Source organism: Bradyrhizobium sp. LA2.1 (genome assembly GCF_040547725.1).
In the GTDB taxonomy this organism is placed as follows: domain Bacteria; phylum Pseudomonadota; class Alphaproteobacteria; order Rhizobiales; family Xanthobacteraceae; genus Bradyrhizobium; species Bradyrhizobium barranii.
On sequence record NZ_JBEPQI010000010.1, the window covers coordinates 241995 to 257641 of the forward strand.

At 62.4% G+C, this 15647-nt stretch carries 17 protein-coding genes; 14 read left to right on the plus strand and 3 right to left on the minus strand.

The annotated features are described in order from the left end of the window. Nucleotides 1-156: 156 nt before the first annotated feature. The 7 genes from ABIB95_RS21555 to ABIB95_RS21585 all read left to right on the plus strand — a co-directional run bounded on the left by ABIB95_RS21555 (nucleotide 157) and on the right by ABIB95_RS21585 (nucleotide 4993). Nucleotides 157-678 (plus strand): Na+/H+ antiporter subunit E, encoded by a 522-nt coding sequence (locus tag ABIB95_RS21555; protein WP_354241936.1) that lies wholly within the window; start codon nucleotides 157-159, stop codon nucleotides 676-678. Further along, nucleotides 671-961 carry an MrpF/PhaF family protein gene (locus ABIB95_RS21560; protein ID WP_071911305.1) on the plus strand — a complete coding sequence of 97 codons (291 nt, stop codon included), beginning with the start codon at nucleotides 671-673 and terminating at the stop codon, nucleotides 959-961. The genes ABIB95_RS21555 and ABIB95_RS21560 overlap by 8 nt, the downstream gene beginning before the upstream one ends. Then, on the plus strand, nucleotides 958-1251 hold the full coding sequence (locus ABIB95_RS21565; protein ID WP_247345502.1) for a cation:proton antiporter: 294 nt from the start codon (nucleotides 958-960) through the stop codon (nucleotides 1249-1251). Before ABIB95_RS21560 ends, ABIB95_RS21565 begins: the two co-directional genes overlap by 4 nt. Nucleotides 1252-1262: 11 nt before the next feature. Then, nucleotides 1263-2192 (plus strand): MnhB domain-containing protein, encoded by a 930-nt coding sequence (locus tag ABIB95_RS21570; protein WP_247345505.1) that lies wholly within the window; start codon nucleotides 1263-1265, stop codon nucleotides 2190-2192. Next, the gene (locus tag ABIB95_RS21575; protein ID WP_135214208.1) at nucleotides 2189-2530 is read left to right on the plus strand and encodes an NADH-quinone oxidoreductase subunit K; all 342 of its coding nucleotides are present in this window, start codon (nucleotides 2189-2191) and stop codon (nucleotides 2528-2530) included. The genes ABIB95_RS21570 and ABIB95_RS21575 overlap by 4 nt, the downstream gene beginning before the upstream one ends. 50 nt (nucleotides 2531-2580) lie before the next feature. Next, nucleotides 2581-4302: a complex I subunit 5 family protein gene (locus ABIB95_RS21580; RefSeq protein ID WP_354241940.1), complete on the plus strand. Its 1722-nt coding sequence runs from the start codon at nucleotides 2581-2583 to the stop codon at nucleotides 4300-4302. Between the two features lie 187 nt (nucleotides 4303-4489). After that, a complete protein-coding gene (locus ABIB95_RS21585; protein WP_354241943.1) occupies nucleotides 4490-4993 on the plus strand; it encodes a DUF1269 domain-containing protein in 504 nt (167 codons plus the stop codon). A gap of 6 nt (nucleotides 4994-4999) precedes the next feature. Here the strand turns inward: ABIB95_RS21585 and ABIB95_RS21590 are convergent, their stop codons facing one another. Further along, on the minus strand, nucleotides 5000-5710 hold the full coding sequence (locus tag ABIB95_RS21590) for a Bax inhibitor-1/YccA family protein (protein WP_063981774.1): 711 nt from the start codon (nucleotides 5708-5710) through the stop codon (nucleotides 5000-5002). Nucleotides 5711-5950: 240 nt separating this feature from the next. Between ABIB95_RS21590 and ABIB95_RS47385 the strand changes: the two genes are divergently transcribed. The 7 genes from ABIB95_RS47385 (at nucleotide 5951) to ABIB95_RS21620 (ending at nucleotide 13292) form a co-directional block, all read left to right on the plus strand. Continuing rightward, nucleotides 5951-6148, plus strand: a complete 198-nt coding sequence (locus ABIB95_RS47385) for a DUF6894 family protein (RefSeq protein ID WP_208072594.1) — start codon at nucleotides 5951-5953, stop codon at nucleotides 6146-6148. A gap of 232 nt (nucleotides 6149-6380) precedes the next feature. Beyond that, nucleotides 6381-6617, plus strand: coding sequence for a hypothetical protein (locus ABIB95_RS21595; RefSeq protein ID WP_071911297.1), 237 nt, complete (start codon nucleotides 6381-6383; stop codon nucleotides 6615-6617). 51 nt (nucleotides 6618-6668) lie between these two features. Beyond that, the gene (locus tag ABIB95_RS21600) at nucleotides 6669-7805 is read left to right on the plus strand and encodes an AI-2E family transporter (protein ID WP_354241946.1); all 1137 of its coding nucleotides are present in this window, start codon (nucleotides 6669-6671) and stop codon (nucleotides 7803-7805) included. Then, nucleotides 7802-8401 carry a hypothetical protein gene (locus ABIB95_RS21605; protein WP_135214203.1) on the plus strand — a complete coding sequence of 200 codons (600 nt, stop codon included), beginning with the start codon at nucleotides 7802-7804 and terminating at the stop codon, nucleotides 8399-8401. The genes ABIB95_RS21600 and ABIB95_RS21605 overlap by 4 nt, the downstream gene beginning before the upstream one ends. Further along, nucleotides 8402-8887: a DUF992 domain-containing protein gene (locus tag ABIB95_RS21610; RefSeq protein ID WP_354113646.1), complete on the plus strand. Its 486-nt coding sequence runs from the start codon at nucleotides 8402-8404 to the stop codon at nucleotides 8885-8887. Nucleotides 8888-8922: 35 nt separating this feature from the next. After that, nucleotides 8923-10167 carry an efflux RND transporter periplasmic adaptor subunit gene (locus ABIB95_RS21615; RefSeq protein WP_063981769.1) on the plus strand — a complete coding sequence of 415 codons (1245 nt, stop codon included), beginning with the start codon at nucleotides 8923-8925 and terminating at the stop codon, nucleotides 10165-10167. Beyond that, entirely contained in the window at nucleotides 10164-13292 is a 3129-nt protein-coding gene (locus ABIB95_RS21620) for an efflux RND transporter permease subunit (protein ID WP_354241949.1), read from the plus strand. Before ABIB95_RS21615 ends, ABIB95_RS21620 begins: the two co-directional genes overlap by 4 nt. 523 nt (nucleotides 13293-13815) lie before the next feature. Here ABIB95_RS21620 and ABIB95_RS21625 read toward each other — a convergent pair. Further along, nucleotides 13816-14442 (minus strand): response regulator, encoded by a 627-nt coding sequence (locus ABIB95_RS21625; RefSeq protein WP_063981767.1) that lies wholly within the window; start codon nucleotides 14440-14442, stop codon nucleotides 13816-13818. A gap of 87 nt (nucleotides 14443-14529) precedes the next feature. Next, a complete protein-coding gene (locus ABIB95_RS21630) occupies nucleotides 14530-15267 on the minus strand; it encodes a sensor histidine kinase (protein ID WP_354241951.1) in 738 nt (245 codons plus the stop codon). Nucleotides 15268-15647: the final 380 nt, after the last annotated feature.

Genomic DNA, 15647 nt, shown 5'->3' on the forward strand with positions numbered 1-15647 from the left:
GTTCCGTCCACGACGCATGATGCAATCGTCAGGTGAAGCAGTCGCGACCCTGCCGCGGCTCCGCCGTTTGAATTCTCGTCTGGGGCGCGCAAACGCGCTTCCTCAAAGCACGGCAGACCCGGACGACACAATCCGGGAGCAACCGAGGAAACCGGGATGACAGGGTCCTCAGGTGATCGATATGGGCGTGCCGTCGTCGCGGTTGGAGGATCGTGGCGAACTGCGACTTTCAGAGCCGCATTTTTCCTTTGCCTCTGGCTCGTGCTTGCCGGCGCCAATCCGTCAGATATTCCTGCCGCGGCGGCAGCAATCGCGGCAGCAACCTGGACAAGCCTGCACCTGCTGGAGCCGAGCAGATCCCGGCGGTCAATTCCTGCCATGGTCCGTCTGGCGCTGCTTTTCCTATACCAATCGGTGGTCGCCGGCGTAGACGTCGCACGCCGCGCGCTCGATCCCCGGCTGCCGCTGCGGCCGGGATTTGTGTTCTATCCGACCGGCCTCTCACGCGGGATGCAACGGAACGTGTTCACGACACTCACCAGCCTTTTGCCTGGCACTGTGCCAACCGGGGAGGAGAGCGGGCAGCTCGTCTATCACTGTCTCGACGTCGAGCAACCGGTCGTTGCCGAACTTGCCGCGGAGGAAGCGGCGTTGGTTCGGGCCCTCTACAATGACTGAATTCCTCACTGCCGCAGTCGGCTTGATCCTGGCGATGCTGGGGCTCGGGCTGGTCTCCATCTTGCGTGGCCCGACAGATGCCGACCGGATGATGGCGGCGCAACTGATCGGGACTGCCGGCATTGCCGTCTTGCTGCTGCTCGGCACCGTGACAGGCGTGCCGGCGGCCGTCGACGTGGCATTGATACTGGCACTGCTCGCCACTTTCGCATCCATCGCATTCGTCAAGAAGGGGCTCTCCCGCCTCGAAACCGATGGGGCCGATCCGGGGGAGGACAGATGAGCATCGCACGCGACATCATCACGGTTGCGGGAGTGTCGGCAGGCGTATTCTTCTTTTTCGCCGGCACCGTCGGCCTTCTTCGCTTTCCCGACACCCTGACTCGTCTGCACGCGCTCAGCAAGGCCGATAACCTCGGCCTGGGTTTCGTCGTGCTAGGGCTGCTCCCCCAAACAGGAGGCCTGCGCGACGGACTGAAGCTGATCAGCATCTGGATGTTCGTGCTGCTCGCGGGCGCCACCGTCTCCCAATTGATCGCGCGCACGGCACGTCAGAGCGGGTCAGGCAAATGAACATCGCAACAGTGTTCGAGATCGCGCTCGCCGCCGTGGTGCTGGGCCTCGCCATCTGGACGATCGCCGTCCCCGACACCTATTCGGCCACGGTCGGTTTTATCGCCTACGGACTGCTGGTTGCGCTGATCTGGGTCCGTCTTGACGCCGTCGATGTCGCGCTGACCGAGGCTGCAATTGGCGGAGGCCTGGGCGGCGTCGTGCTGTTGGGTGCGGCGGCCCGGCTGCGCGATACCGAGGCGATGACAACGGAAGGGCCCAGCCTGATCGTGCGCTTGAGCGCGGCCATACTGTCCGCGTCGATCGCGGCAGCGCTGGCCGTCACGATCCTGCTGCTGCCCGATCCGGCGCCAACGCTCGCGCCCGCCGTCGTCGCGAATGCCGGGGCGACCGGAATGACCAACCCCGTCACCAACGTTCTCATGGCATTCCGCGGAATGGACACCATGCTCGAGAAGGTCGTGCTCCTGCTCGCCATCGTCGGTGTCTGGTCGCTTGCGTCGGATCAGGCCTGGGGCGGTCGTCCCGGACCACGCCACCAGGCTGATCCAAATGGTGTTCTCGCCTTTCTTGCGCGCCTGTTGCCACCCGCCGGCATCGTCGTCGGCATTTACATCCTGTGGACGGGCGCGGATCACCCCGGCGGAGCATTTCAGGGCGGCGCGGTTCTCGCATCGATGTGGCTGCTGGTGATCATGGCCGGGTTGGTGGATACCCCGCCCGTGCGCAGTCGATGGCTACGTCTCATCCTGGTCGCCGGCCCCGGCCTATTCCTTGCCGTCGGCCTTGGCGGGCTCTGTTTTGGGGCGGCGTTCCTTGCCTATCCCGTTGCGTTCGCCAAGCCGCTAATTCTGAGCATTGAGGTCGCGATGCTCCTGACGATCGCGACGACGCTCGGCCTGCTGCTCGCCGGTGCACCTGAAAGGAGCGCTGAGCGATGAGCGCCGTGACGGTTTTCGGACTATGCGCCGCCGCGGCGGTCGGGCTCGGGCTCTACGGCCTGATTGCCAATCCGCAACCGCTTCGCAAGATCATCGCATTCAACCTGCTCGGCAGCGGCGTGTTTCTTCTGTTCGGCATCGTCGGGCGGCGAGGCGCCGCAGCGGGCTTTGGCAACGACCCGGTGCCGCAGGCCCTGGTGATCACAGGAGTCGTGGTCGCGTTTTCCGCAACGGCTCTGGCGATCGCCTTGTTGCTGCGGCTTTTTCAGATCGCAGGCTCCACGACGCTCAACAATCGGGCGGCGGCGAGCCCGCGCTCCGATCCGTCCGGTCACTGATGCTGCCCCCCGCCCCCGCGCTGGTGACCACCGCCGGCGGCTTCCTGCTGGTGCTGTCGATCGTCGTGCCGGTCGCGGGCGTCTTGCTGGCGTTTGCTCTCGGCGAGCGCTACGTCCGGCAGGTTGCCTCCACGGTCGTACCGGTCGGGTTGGCGATTGCTGTCGCCGTTCTCGTGCTCTTGCCTCGGAGCGACGGCCACCTCGCCTACCTACTCGGCGCCTGGCCACCCCCGCTCGGCGTAGCCCTCCGCGCGGACGGATTGTCGGCGGTCATGCTCGCGACGACGGCGGTCGTGATCTGCGCGGTCGCCATTTTTGCCGCAACCGATTTTCGTCCTCAATCTGTCGAAGCGCGCGCACCTTTCGCATTCTGGATCCTGCTTCTGGCAATCTGGGGCGCGCTGAACACGATCTTCGTCGCGGGAGACCTCTTCACGCTGTATGTTGCGCTGGAATTGCTGACGTTCGCCGCAGTGCCTCTGGTCTCTCTCGACGGTCGCGCGGAGACGCTTCGGGCCGCGCTGCGGTATCTGCTCTTCGCACTGCTCGGCTCGGTCCTCTACCTGATGGGCACCGCGCTGCTCTATGGTCTCTACGGCACCCTTGATATCGAGTTGTTGTCGCATCGCGTGAGCGCGGACTCCGGCGTGCTCATCGCGGCAGCCTTGATGACGACCGGTCTCCTCGCCAAAACTGCACTCTTTCCGTTGCACCTCTGGCTGCCACCCGCTCACGCCGGCGCACCGGCCGCAGCTAGCGCGATCCTGTCCGCCTTGGTCGTGAAGGGATCGTTCTTCATCCTTGTGCGGCTCTGGTTCGACGTCATGCCGGGTTTGCCCGGCTTGGCTGCCGCACAATTGCTCGCGGCGCTTGGAACCGGAGCGATCTTGTTCGGAAGCGTTGTCGCTCTCCGGCAAGAGCGCCTCAAGCTCCTGATTGCGTATTCGACGCTGGCTCAGATCGGATATCTCTTCCTGATGTTTCCTCTTGCGTTCGGCGCGTCCGGAAAGCTCGAAAGTGACCAGGCCCTGGCGGGCGGCCTATTGCAGGCAGTTTCCCATGCGACTGCCAAGGCGGCGATGTTCATGGCCGTCGGATCAATCTACACCGGGCTCGGCCACGATCGCATCACCGGGCTGCGAGGTGTCGCACGGGCCCTGCCCTTGAGCGTCCTGGCGTTCGCAATTGGCGGCATCGCCTTGATGGGTGTTCAACCGAGCGGAGCGTCACTCGCGAAGGAGTTATTGCTCCAGGACACGGCGAGGACGGGGCAGTGGTGGTGGGCCGTCGTGCTCCAGGCCGGCGGAATGTTCACGACCGCCTATGTCGTACTAGTCCTGTCCCATGCGTTCGCGCCATCAGACCAGCCGATTACCCTCATCGGCCCAGCACCGCTCAGCCGGGACCTTGCTGCACTTGCCTTGGCCCTCTGTTCTCTGTTCCTTGGCTTGCTGCCCTGGGATTCGTATTTGCCGGTCCCGTATGATGCCACATCGAAGCTGTTCGGCATCGACGCGCTATCCAAATTGCTCCTGCCTGTGCTGGGAGGGGCGGCGCTCGCGATCCTGCTCAGCCCGTGGCCACACCCGCTGGGCTCATCCGCGGCCTGGAAAGCGCTCATGAGAGTGGTCGGTCCGCTCCGGCGCGGCTGTCTTAGATTCGGCAGCCTTATCGAAAGAGGCGACGAAGTTCTCCGTCAATGGTCCGCCGCGGGCATCTCCCTGCTCCTGGTGTCGCTGCTGCTCGCCGCGTCGATGTTCGCCGCAAATTGAAGACTCAGAACAGCCGGATCGCGCAGATCGGGCCGAGGGATTCCCCTGCTCTCATGATCCGGAACATTCTCTCCCGCGCCCAAGGGTTTTCTCGGATGTCGAGCTTGCAATTCGCCGTTTAGTCTCCGCGCCATGCAGTTGGCATCAGTCTTCCCGCGGTCCCTGCGGGAATGCCAAGGAGGTCTCCATGTCTGATCTGGTTGCGATCGTATACCCGACCGAAGCAAAGGCCGAAGAAGTCCGAACTCGGCTGCTCAAACTGCAAAAGGAATATTTGATCACCATCAGTGACGCCGTGATCGCCGTCAAGGCCGAGAACGGCAACATCAAGCTCAACCAGCTCGTCAACACCACAGCGACGGGCGCGATTACCGGCAGCTTCTGGGGACTCCTGGTCGGCGTGCTCTTCCTCAATCCGATCATCGGTGTCGCGGTCGGCGCTGCGTCCGGCGCGCTTGGAGGCGCCTTGTCCGATTTCGGCATCAACGATTCCTTCATGAAGGAGCTGTCCGCTTCGCTCCACACCGGCAACGCCGCTCTCTTCGTCCTGATCAAGAACATGACGGCAGACAAGGTGTTGAACGAAATCAAGGATGCCGGCGGAGTCGTGTTGAAAACGTCCCTGGACGAGACCAAGGAAAAGATCCTGCGCGATGCGCTCGCCAGCGCGGCGGAGCGGCCGGCGGCCTGAAGCCGCCTACCGCCTACCGCCGAGCAGGCGCAGCAGCATCATGAACAGATTGAGGAAGTTGAGGTAGAGCGACAGTGCCGCGATCACCGACTTGCGGCCTGCCGTCGTCGCATCGTCCCTGCTCTCGTACATCGCCTTGATCCGCTGCGTATCATAGGCCGTGAGTCCCGCAAAGACGCCAACGCCGACGATCGAGATCAACCAATCGAGCCCCGTCGACCTCAGGAAAATATTGACCAGGCTTGCGACGATGATGCCGATCAGGCCCATGAACAGGAAGCTGCCGACCGCGGACAGGTCGCGCCTCGTGGTGTAGCCGAAGACGCTGAGTGCCCCGAACATCGCGGCCGCGATGAAGAACACGCGCGTGATCGAGGCGCTGGTGTAGATGTGCAGCAGCGTCGAGAGCGAAACTCCGACCAGCGCGGCATAGACGAAGAATAGAATGCGCGCCGTTTCCACCGACAGCGTATTGATGCGCGCCCCGATGAAGAACACCAGCCCGAGTGGCGCCAGGATGAAAACCCACATCAACGGGCTCTCGAGCAATGCGGGACCCATGAGCTGATACGTCAGCCACGCCACAATTGCAGTCAGGCCCACGCCCGCGGCCATATAATTGTAGATGCGCAGCATGTAGGCGCGCAATCCGGGATCGATCGCAAGCGCGCCGCCACCAGTGCCTGAGGCAGTCAGATTCGGATCATAATTCGACATCGCTTGCCTCCTCGGATTGGTTCACATGAACAAACCAAGCTAGCGGTCCGGCCCCTGCGGGGACATCGGATGATCACCCGAGCGCCGGAAGATATATCACCCTATCTCGGGATACCCGTATCCGCCAGAGCGACTTACCGAAACGTAACCTTGGGTTGCCCCTGGCTTCTCATCCTTTTTGCCTGGACTCTTACACCTTTGTCACTGGAAGCTGGTCACGCACCGGCCTAATCCGTTCGCATGCGCTACTTCTTTCACATCGTCGACAAAAACGGCCTTTGTCCGGACGGAATTGGATGCGAGTGCGCCGACCATGACGCCGCCGTTCTGCACGCCAGGCATATCGCGACTGAACTCGCTAAGGCAGGCGAGTTGTTCCGCGCGAGCTTCGTGCTGGTCACCCCGGCCGCTGCGCCCGGATCGGCAAGTCCTCATTAGAGGCGGTCGACCGATTTCCTGCCTCGCCCTCTACATAGAATCCCTGATGCGCCGACCGAGAAGCTGCCTCTAGTCTCGTAACCGAGGGTGGCCGGCCTACCCCGTTCAAATTCGACCCTTCCGCCCACCTCATCTCCGGGGTTGAGGGCTCGCCGCACGCGTCCGCGTCTATTCGTTGGCCGTCGGCGCTATCTCGATCTGAAGTGTTGTTGTGGGTCAGTTGGAGACAAACATGAATGTCCGGACCATTTGCGGTGCCTTGATCCTTGCCGGATCGATTGCGACCGCGCAGTCGACCAGTTCCCAGGCGCAGACGACCGATCCGGCCGCATCCGTGCCAAAGCAGGTCACGACACCTGCCCCAAGCACCGCCGCGCCAAATACGAATACGAACCCCACCAAGCATCGCTACTGGCGTCATCGCGGCGGCTCGCATCCCCATTATGGCAGCCGCCGTGTTCGCACCTGAGCCCCGGCGCGACAGTTCGTCATCGCAATCCGCCGCCGAGACACCCGATCGATGAGCGACGTGAGGACAGGACAAGAGCAACCGCGCGAGGTCGTGGTCCGTGAGCCTCCAGACCGGGGCATGACCGACAGGCGGCGCGGCTTTCTCGCAACGGGTCTCGCCCTGCTCGCCACTTGCGTTGCTCTCTTCCTCGTATGGCAAACCGCCTCGAGTCTTCTCATCATCTTCGCGGGCGTACTGTTTGCTGCCTTTCTGGATGCCGCCGCACGCGCACTGGCGCTACTAATTCCACTCAATCGTGTCTGGCGGCTGACATTCGTGCTGCTGCTGCTCACCACCTTGGTCGGACTAGGTCTCGTCTGGGGAGGCGGCAAGCTGCCGGAGCAAACACGCATCCTGCTGAAGGTCATGGACACCCAGTTCGACGTCTTGCAGCAACGCCTTCTGACCTACGGCGTCGATCTGCTTGGTCCGGAATCGGGGCGCGATTTTGCGCAATGGCTGCTGTCCGATCAAGGCCGGTTCTTCAGCCACGCCCAGCTCGTCGTTGGCAGAGCGTCGAGCTTTCTGACCGGTGTGCTGGTGATCGCGTTCCTCGGTATCCTCTTCGCCTTTGATCCCACCAGCCATCGCGAGAGTCTGGTGATGCTGGCGAAGCCTTCCTATCGCGCCCGAACACGCGCCGTAATGAACGAGATGGGAAACGTCCTGCGGCTGTGGTTCGTCGGACAGCTGATCCGCATCACCCTGATGACACTATGCGTGTGGGTCGCGCTCTATCTGATCGGGCTTCCCGGCCCCTTCGTGCTTGGGCTGCAGGCGGGCCTTTCCAACTTCGTTCCGTATCTGGGGCCGATCCTTGCCGCGATCCCGATCGCGCTCGTCGCGATGCCGCTCGGCGCATCGCTGCTGATCTGGGCCGTCGTCATCTACACAATCATTCAATCGATCGAGGGCTATGTGATCGGCCCGTTGATCCAGCGCCAGGCGGTCGAAATTCCTCCCGCATGGACATTGGTCGCGATCGTACTGTTGGGCGCAATGCTAGGCGTGATGGGTATCGCACTCGCCATGCCGCTGGTCGCGGTCGGCCGGGTCGCGATCATTAGATTCTACGTCGAGGATTACCTCGGCGATAACAGCGGGCGGATGTCCAACAAGGGACCATCGCAAATGGGAGCGCCATGAGCGAGATTCGAGCCGAGCAGAACAATGGAATGGAGCCATCCCCGGCGCACACGCGGATGACACATTTTCTGTGGCAGCAACTTCCCTACATCATCGCACTGGTGCTCGCCGTCGCGGGCGTCGCCTATACCAACGCCTCTCACCAGCCTCTCGTTGGCTATTGGGAATTTCTCGCGCTTGCCATCGGCGTTGTGTGCGTCATCAACAAATGGCCGGAGATCGATGGCAAGGAGGCCCGGTGGCGACTGATCTGGACCCAGGCGCTGCACTGGGTTGCCGTCCTGGTCACGATGAACATCATGCTGGTGTCAGGCGTTCAGCAATTGTTGCCGACACCGGCAACCAGCCTCGTCCTTCTCACGTTACTTGCGCTCGGCACCTTCCTCGCGGGCGTCAGTCTTCTTTCGCCGCAAATTGCCTTCCTCGGCCTTGCGATGGGCGTCACGGTTCCGGCGATATCCTGGTTACAACAATCCATCATCTTCTTCCTGTTGGGCGCCGTCCTGCTGATCGGCCTCGGCATCACGTTCTGGCTTCGCCAGGATCGCAGCCCAGGGAGTTCGCCCACCGACACCGGAAGTCAAATGGAGGCCTGAATGCGCATTAACCTGCTTCTTGCGATCATCTGCGGATCCGCCTTGATGTGCGCCGACGCCCTGCCCGCACGCGCCGAGGCCTTCAGGGTCGGCCGGCTCGTATGCACCAGCACTCCGCGCGTTGGGCTGGTGCTTGGCTCCGCGCAGGAGCTTCGTTGTATATTCATCACGAGACGCCCGGCCCGGCAGTACGTCTACGACGGACGGATCCGGCGCGTTGGTCTCGACATCGGCGTGACCAGCGCAGGAACCCTCTCATGGGCCGTCTTCGCCAGGAACTCGCGCGTCGGCCCCGGCACGCTGCGCGGGAGCTACGTAGGGGCGAGCGGCAATGTCGCGTTCGGCCCCGGTCTCGGAGCGAACGTTCTGATCGGAGGCTCTCGCCGGACGATTACGCTCCAGCCTCTGTCGATCGAGCGATCGATCGGATTGAACCTTGCGGCAGGCGTTACGAACCTGACACTCGGCCCGCGCGGACCGGGATAGCGGCTTGTCCCGCCCCCCGGAGCAAGGAGCGGAAAATGGACCTTGCGGACGTCTCGGTCAGGATGCTGGCGGCGGGTTTCCTGACATTCATCGCTGGCGGCACGGGCTGGACACAGCCAGCCGCAGGCCCTCCGCCCGCTGTCGGCATCGTGGAAGCGATCAGACGACCGATCACCGAGACCAACGAATTTCTCGGGCGGATCGAGGCGGTCAATCGCGTCAATGTCGTGGCTCGCGTCACCGCATTCCTGGAGCAGCGGTTGTTCGTCGAGGGTGCCGAGCTCAAGAAGGGCGACCCGCTCTACCGGCTTGAGCGCGGTCCGTTCGAGGCCGATCTCGCGTCAAAGCAGGCGCAGGTGGCCCAGCTCCGAGCGATGCTCGAGAACGCCAAGCTGACGACCGACCGGGCGCGTACGCTGCTCAGCGGGCCGGCCGGTCAGCAATCGACCTACGACGCGGCGATCGCCAACCAACGCAGCCTGGAAGCCCAGGTCCAGGCCGCGCAGGCACAAGTCGATGCGTCACAGATCAACCTCGATTACACCATGATCAGCGCGCCGATCGACGGCAAGATCGGACGTACGGCCGTGACCGAAGGCAATGTCGTCGGTCCCAGCTCGGGCGTCCTGACCACGATCGTCAGCCAGGATCCGATGTACGTCACCTTCCCGGTGCCGTTGCGCCAGGGGCTCGAACTACGCGAACGCTATGGTCCGCAGGGAGGCTTGGAAGCCGTGGTGATCCGGCTGCGGCTGCCCAATGGCCGCATGTATGGCAAGTCCGGCAAGCTGGATTTTGTCGACAACACCATCGCCCAGAACACGGACACGATCACCGTGCGCGGCGAGATCGCCAACCCGATCCTGCGCGCGCCGTCCGCCGCGGGCGTAACCGTTCACGAACTGACTGACGGCGAGTTCGTCACGGTCTTGCTGGAAGGTGTCCAGCCCATCGAAGTGTTGGCGGTCCCGCGTTCGGCGGTGCTGTCCGACCAGCAGGGTGACTATGTCCTCGCCGTTGGCGCCGGCGATAAAGCCGAACAACGCCGCATCAAGCTGGGGCAATCGACGCCCACCATCGCCTCCGTCATCAGCGGCCTCGCGGCAGGCGACAAGGTGATCGTCGAAGGCCTGCAAAGAGTTCGTCCTGGTCAGGCGGTTTCTCCGGGCCCGGCGAGCGCGCTGATCCAGTCGAGCATGAAGGCCGGCACAGGCGACGCGCCTTCGCAGCCGGACCATGGCGGTTCAACTGATCCGCGCCCGGGGGACAAAAAGCCATGATGTCCGCCGTGTTCATCGATCGCCCGCGACTTGCGATGGTCGTGGCCTTCATCATCACCATTGCAGGTGCGCTCGCGCTGACACGGATCCCGGTGGCGCAATTTCCGGACATTGTGCCACCGCAGGTCACGGTTGCCGGGACCTTTCCCGGCGCGTCTGCCGAGGTCGTGGAGGCCAGCGTCGCTCAACCGCTCGAAGCGCAAGTGATCGGCGTCGACCGAGCTCTCTATATGAAATCGACGAGCGGCAACGACGGCAGCTACACCCTGACGGTGTCATTTGCACTCGGCACCGATCCCGATATCAACACCGTCAATGTTAACAACCGGGTGCAGAGCGCGCTGTCGCAATTGCCCACCGAGGTGCAGCAGCAGGGCGTGACCGTGCAAAAGAAATCGTCGGCGATCCTGCAATTTCTGGTGCTTTACAGTACCGACGGCCAGCAAGATCCGCTGTTCATCACCAACTACGCGATCATCAACATACTCGACGCGATCTCCAGCACGCCCGGTGTCGGCCAAGCTCACCTGTTCGCCAAGATGAACTACTCGATGCGGATTTGGTTCGATACGCAGCGGCTGACCAGCCTCAATCTCACGCCCTCGGACGTGATCGCGGCAATTCGAACGCAAAGCGTCCAGGCGCCGGTCGGCCGCATCGGCGCGCGTCCAATCAGCGACGACCAGCAATTCCAGTTCAACGTCCAGACCCTGGGACGGCTCGCGACGGTCGACCAGTTCGCCAATATCGTGCTGCGCGCCAACCCGGATGGTTCGACGCTGCTCGTCAAGGACGTCGCCCGGGTCGAGATTGGCGCGCAGAACCTCGACAGCGAAGCGCGGATCGACGGGCGCGCCGCGGTGCCTCTCGCGATCTATCTGGCGCCGGGCGCCAATGCCGTGACCACAGCGCAGGCGGTCGCGGCGACGATGCAGCGGCTATCGAAGCGATTCCCGACGGGGTTGAGCTATCTCGTGCAGTACGATTCCACGAGCTTCGTACGGGACACCATCTCGGAGGTTCTGCGGACACTGGGAGAGGCCTTCGTCCTGGTCGTGATCGTGGTTTATTTGTTCCTCGGTAATCTTCGGGCCACGGTCATACCAGCCATTGCCGTACCGGTCAGCCTGGTCGGCACCTTCGCGGTGCTGCTGATGCTTGGCTATTCCGCGAATACCGTGTCACTGCTCGCGATGGTGCTCGCCATCGGCATCGTCGTGGATGACGCCATCGTCGTCGTGGAGAACGTCGAGCGAGTGATGGAGGAGGAACCGGATCTTTCGCCAGTCGAGGCAAGCAAGAAGGCGATGACGCAGATCACGGCACCGATCATCGCGATCACGTTGGTGCTGCTCTCCGTCTTTGTTCCGATCGCCTTCATTCCCGGCATTTCCGGCACGCTGTTTCGACAATTTGCGGTGACGATCAGCGCCGCCATGATGATTTCGGCACTGAATGCGCTGACCTTGTCGCCCGCCTTGTGCGCGCTGTTCCTGCGGCATACTGGACCCCGGCGCGGCATGATCGGCCACGTTCTTGGCGGCATTGACTGGATCCGCGATCGCTATAGCAGCGGCGTACGACGGCTGCTGCGCGTGGCCAGTCTCTCCCTCATCCTGGTCGCCGTGTTCGCAGCCGGCATTTTCGGGATGTCGCACCTGACGCCGACAGGGTTCCTCCCCGAGGAAGACCAGGGCGCTTTCTTCACTTCGGTGCAGTTGCCGGACGGTGCATCCGTTGCGCGGACCAGTGAAGTCACCAAACAGATCGAGGACGTCCTGAAGGAGATGCCGGCCGTCGACCATGTTCTGGCCATCATCGGCTTCTCCCTGCTTGACGGGGCGTCCGAGCCCAACAGCGCGCTGGTGGTGACGCGCCTCAAGCCGTTTGCCGATCGCAAGGCGGCCGCGGATTCGGTGCAGGCGTTGATCCAGCAGACTTACGCAGCCGGCGCGCAAATCCGGCAGGCCAATGTACTGCCGTTCAATATGCCGCCGATCATCGGACTCTCCACCTCAGGCGGGTTCGAGTACCAGCTCCAGGCGCTGGAAGGACAGAGCCCCGCCGCGATCTCCAGTGTCACGGGTGCGTTGATCGGAGCAGCCAATGCCGATCCGCGGCTGACGCGAGTGTTCTCGACCTTCACCGCGACCAATCCATCGATCTATCTCGACATCGATCGACGTAAGGCGCAGGCGCTTGGCGTGACCATCAGCGATATCTTCACGGCCCTTCAGGCGACGCTGGGCGGCATCTACGTCAACAATTTCAACCTCTATGGACGTACCTGGCAGGTCAACGTGCAGGGGGAGGCGCTCGATCGCGCCGACCTTTCCGATATCTGGCGCATCTATGTCCGCAATAGCACGGGTCAGATGGTTCCGATGCGGTCGCTCGCCGGCATCAAGATCGTAACCGGGCCTCAGGTCATTACCCGCTACAACAATTATCGTTCAGTGACGGTGAACGGCAGCCCGGCGCCAGGCGTCTCGTCCGGCACCGCGATGGCAGCGATGGCAGAGATCTCCAACAACGTGCTGCCTGCAGGTTACAGTTTCGAGTGGACCGGCACCGCCTATCAGGAGCAACAGGCAGCGGGACAAACCGGGGTGGTGCTCGCGCTCGCCGTGCTGTTCGCCTATCTGTTCCTGGTGGCGCTGTATGAGAGCACGGTGATCCCGATCCCGGTGCTGCTCTCCGTCGTTGTCGGCGTTCTAGGGTCATATATCGGAATTAAAATCGCCGGCCTCAATCTCGATCTGTACGGCCAGATTGGCCTCGTGGTGCTGATCGCGCTTGCCGCCAAGAACGGCATTCTGATCGTGGAATTCGCGAAGGAACGACGGGAAGCCGGCACAGAGCTTGCGGAGGCCGCGATCCGGGGGGCGCATATGCGGTTCCGCGCGGTGATGATGACCTCGGTTGCTTTCATTCTCGGACTCCTCCCGCTCGTACTCGCAACCGGCGCCGCCGAGCTGAGCCGCAGGGCGGTCGGGACCGCTGTCTTTGCCGGCATGCTCGCCGCAAGCTCAATCGGGATTTTTATGGTGCCGATGCTCTACGTCACGTTTCAACGCCTGCGCGAGCGCGCGAAGGCACGACCGGTCCCGGCGCAAACCACGTGACCCGAGTATCCAGGACGGCGGGAATACGCCGAGCCTGTTGCTCAGGGTTTCGTTGGATGCCGGCGTTGCCGTTCCCCGCTACCGTAGTCCGTACTTGAAACTGCGTGACAAGAAGAGAGGAGAAGAACAATGAACGCTCCCACACGTCGTGCCTTCCTTGGTTTTGCGCAGGGCGCCGTCGCCGCCGCAGCTGTCGGCGCAATCGGCGTTCGTTTCATTGCGACAGCGGAGGCTATGCCGGTCGCCGCAAATCTGGGACGGGCCGCGATAACCACGGATCTCGCGACGCAGGCGCAGTGGGGTCCTCCGCATGGCCCCGGTTGGGGGCGGTCGCGACCGCGCAGGCGCCGTTGGGTTTGCTGGTGGCATCGCGGTCGCCGCCATTGCGGGTGGCGGTGGAGGTGACCGTCCGCGATCCCTTTGCGGACGGGAAAGGACAGCGCTGCGCTTCCGCAGCGATCAGCTCTGCTTCACCGCCGCGATCGGTTGCGAAGCGCGGCGGGCCGGCAGCCGCTGATTTCGTTCACTCTTCAATCAATTTAGCTCTGATCGCGTAGCGGACCAGTCCAGCTATCGAATTGACCCCCAGTTTTCCCATGGCCGACGCCCGATGCGTTTCCGTGGTCTTCACGCTTGAGCTCAGCATCGCGCTGATACCCTTATTGCTGTACCCCTCGGCCACGAGCTTGACAACGAGCCGCTCTCGCGGAGACAGCTTCACATGCCCCTCGCCAGCTTCGTCTTCTCGACCCGACTGACCACAAAATCGTCCGCCAACGAATGGCTTACGTGCCATTAGCGCTTCAACGGCAGCCAACAGCAGCTTGTTTGCGTCCGACTTGACCAGGAACGCGCGCGCACCCGCCTGAAGCGCCTCTTGAGCCAGCACTCCGGATTCGTGCGCGGTAAAGATCAGCACCTCAGTTTCGCGGAGATGTTTTTTTATTCCTCGAGTTATTTCCAGTCCCGTCATGCGCGGCATGAAGAAGTCGACGATCGCAACATCGGGCCGCTCTTTGAGAGCGGCCTCAAATGCCGATCTTCCGTCGGACGCCTCGGCGACAATCATCCAACCCGGCCGCTGCTCGAGGACCGCCCGTAGCCCGGATCGAACAGCATCATGATCATCAGCAATGAGAATTCGCTTCATGAGAGGGCTGCCTCGATGATCTTGTCGCAAGAGAACCTGGACGAGCTATGGGCGCTGCGTTTCAGCAGCATCTCCAACCGGGCCATCTCACTCGCGCGCAAGAGCGCATGGAAAGGTCGCGCGCAGGATGGTACCGCGCCGCAGCGTTGTGGGTGCCGATAATATCTCAAGCTGCCCTCCCATCTCTTGCAATCGAGCTCGCATGATACGGATTCCCGCTCCGGGTGCCCACGGACGAAAGCGGCATGCGCCATCTGCAGCGACCATGCCTTGTCCGTTGTCTCGGACCTCGAGCTTGAACTTCCTGTCCCTCGTCCTGATAGTTATGACGACCTGTGTCGCCTTGGCGTGGCGGTAAACGTTCGTCAGGGCCTCCTGAACAATTCTCAGCAACGCTCGCTGCGCCCCGTATGGCAGGCCGTCGACCGCGGACGATATCGAGACCTCAATATTCAGCGGCGTTCGGGCTGCGAGCCCTTGTGCGAATTGCTCGATTGTCGTCCTGAGCCCTCCTTCAAACAGGTCCTGAGGGTGAAGCAGATATGTGAGAGACCGCAATTCCTTCATAGCGCGATCGATCGAGATGTCGAGCTGATCGCAATGTCTCGTCGCCTTCAGAGGATCGCCTAGCGCACTCCTTACTTGCATCAGAATGAGGCTCGCCGCCACCAGATGCTGGCACGTTGAATCGTGAAGCTCCGAAGCAATTTGACGATGAACTTCTTCCTGCAGAGCGAGCCGTTCGGAATTCGCCTTGCGCGCATGCCTCGATCCTCCGGAGGCATTTCGAACATGTCGGCTGACCGGTGTCTCCTGAAGGGACATGATACACTCGCCTTCCTGCAGTGCTAACTTTCGCACCGCTAGTTTCCTGGCATATGCAGACAACTCTCCGATAAATTTAGCCTACCGCCGCGACACACCGACCACGCAATCAGTATAAGCCACTACGTAGAAATCCTCTAGGCAGCCAATCCCCGTCGTGTGCCGAGCATCCCAAATTTGGCGCGATGCTCCCTGATTCAGATCAAGGAGCTGCAGGTAAGGAGCAGCATGCGGGTCGGCGAAAACGCGATTATGAAGACGCGTCCGTCAATCTGCGCGCTGTGTCATCGCCCGCTTGACGGCGGCGAGCGGCCCGGCGAGGGTGTTGCGCCGCAGAACAGTCCGCCGCTGTTTAGGTAAGACGTCTTTCCATATTCCGC